3 protein-coding genes and 1 pseudogene are annotated in these 2,091 nt (G+C 66.8%); 1 reads left to right on the top strand and 3 read right to left on the bottom strand.

Going from position 1 to position 2,091, the window contains the following annotated elements; translation table 11 throughout:
* Positions 1-341, top strand: a pseudogene (locus tag DBR22_RS06875) (lipase maturation factor family protein); the annotation flags it as partial.
* On the opposite strand, the gene DBR22_RS06880 reads toward DBR22_RS06875, so the two are convergent.
* The 3 genes from DBR22_RS06880 to DBR22_RS06890 form a co-directional block, all read right to left on the bottom strand.
* Positions 338-1,177, bottom strand: a complete 840-nt coding sequence (locus DBR22_RS06880) for an HpcH/HpaI aldolase/citrate lyase family protein (RefSeq protein ID WP_108598393.1) — start codon at positions 1,175-1,177, stop codon at positions 338-340. The pseudogene DBR22_RS06875 and the gene DBR22_RS06880 sit on opposite strands and share 4 nt — an antisense overlap.
* A complete protein-coding gene (locus DBR22_RS06885; protein ID WP_108598394.1) occupies positions 1,174-1,698 on the bottom strand; it encodes a MaoC family dehydratase in 525 nt (174 codons plus the stop codon). The genes DBR22_RS06880 and DBR22_RS06885 overlap by 4 nt, the downstream gene beginning before the upstream one ends.
* A partial coding sequence (locus tag DBR22_RS06890) for a CoA-transferase (protein ID WP_308810187.1) occupies positions 1,695-2,091 on the bottom strand: 397 nt, incomplete at its 5' end. The genes DBR22_RS06885 and DBR22_RS06890, both read right to left, overlap by 4 nt.

The raw sequence follows: 2,091 nt of genomic DNA on the forward strand, positions 1-2,091 counted from the left end.
AGCCGGGGGACGTGCGCCGGCTCCCCCGCCAGTGGGCGCCATACCACCTCCGGCTGGACTGGCTGATGTGGTTCCTGCCGCTCCGCACGGTCCACGAGGAGTGGTTCTATGCCTTCCTCGCCAAACTGCTTGAGGCGGATCCACGGATCCTGCGGCTCCTGCGGACTGACCCGTTCGACGGCGAACCGCCGCACTGGGTGCGTGCCCGCAGCTACCTGTACCGTTTCGCCACCCGGGCAGAGTTCCGGAGGACCGGTGAGCGGTGGGTCAGGACGCAGCTGTATGAGGCAATCCCGCCGTTGTCGCTCCGGCGGACGCCGGGGCGCTGGCCTGTGCGCTAGCTGTGGATCCCGGCCCTGCGGATGGTTGCCTCAGCGTGCTTGAGGATGGGGCCGTCAATCATCTTCCCGTTGAACGCGAACACGCCCGAACCCGCCGAGGCAGCCGCTTTGAGCAACTCGGTGGCGGCCGCGACGTCGGCCTCCGACGGAGCATAGGCCCCCCGGACAACCGCTGCCTGGGTGGGGTGGATGCAGGCCTTGGAGCCGAACCCGGAGGCGACGGCGTCTGCGGCTTCCACAGCCAACCCCTCAAGGTCCGGGATGTTGACGTACACCGCGTCAACGGCTGCCTTGCCGAACGCCCGGGCTGCGATCAGGACGGCGGACCGGGCGTGCAGGGCAACGGCGCGGTAACCGCCGTCGTCCTTCCTGCTGGACGTACCGCCCAGGGACGCCAGGAGGTCCTCGGCCCCCCACATCAGGCCCACCACGTTGGGGGCGGCGGCGATGGCGGGCGCATTGAGGATCCCGGCGGCGGTCTCGCACAGGGCAATGACGTGGTAGTCCCTGAGCGCTTCCAGCTGCCCGGCACTCTCCGCCTTGGCCAGCATCACGGTCTTGTAGGGCGTGTGGGCCAGGCAATGGAGGTCCTTCTCGAACTCATCCGTGCCCGCAGGATTGATCCTGATGATGGTGCGGCTGGGATCGAGTTCCGGCCCCTCGCCAACTGCCCCAAGCTGTGCAAGGATCGCGCCGCGGGCCCGCTGCTTGTCTGCAGGTGCCACCGCATCTTCGAGGTCCAGGATAACGGCGTCCGCCCGTTCAGAAGCTTTCTGGAACCGCTCGGGCCGGTCGGCGGGGCAGAACAGCAGGGAAGGTCCCATCACAAACGTCATACAGCCATTGTCCCCTGTTGGCCTCCGGTTTGCTCCCCGGAATGTGCCTGTTGGGTCCACATCAGGCAGGTCCGTGTGGCCAGTGCCACCACGGTGCCGTCCTGGTTCCGGCCGGTGTGCCGCATGGTGACCAGGCCCTGGCCCGGGCGGGACGCAGAAAGACGCTTCTGCGTAATCAGTGTCTCGGTATAGAGCGTGTCGCCGTGGTAGAGGGGGTGCGGGAAGGAAACCTCGGTAAGGCCCAGCTGGGCGATGATGGTGCCCTGCGTGAGTTGGGTGACCGACTGCCCCACCATGGTGGACAGCGTGAACAGGGAGTTGACCAGCCTCTGGCCGAACGGCTGGCCGGCGCTCCAGGCGGCGTCCAGGTGCAGCGGCTGGGTGTTCATGGTGAGGGTGGTGAAGAGGACGTTGTCCGTTTCCGTCACCGTGCGTCCGGGCCGGTGGGCGTAGAGCACGTCCTCCTCAAGCTCCTCGAAGTAGAGGCCGCGTTGTTCGATGATGCGCTGGCTGCCGCTCATACGGTGAGTTCCTGGTCTTCCTCAAAAAGCTCGGCACCGGTGGCGGCCGCCACGTCCTCCACGGACACGTTCGGCGCCAGTTCGCGGAGCACCAGCCGGGAAGATCGCCCCTCGCGTACCACGTCGATAACGGCGAGGTCGGTGATGATCCGGTCCACGCAGGCCTTTCCGGTCAGCGGAAGGGAACACTGCTCCACGATCTTGGGCTTGCCGTTGCGGTCCACATGTTCCATCATCACGATCACCTTCTTGGCGCCGAAGACCAGGTCCATGGCGCCGCCCATGCCCTTGACCATCTTGCCGGGGATCATCCAATTGGCCAGGTCCCCGTTGGCCGCTACTTCCATGGCGCCAAGCACCGCCACGTCCACGTGCCCGCCGCGGATCATGCCG

Source organism: Arthrobacter sp. HMWF013 (assembly GCF_003061105.1).
Taxonomy (GTDB): Bacteria; Actinomycetota; Actinomycetes; order Actinomycetales; family Micrococcaceae; genus Arthrobacter.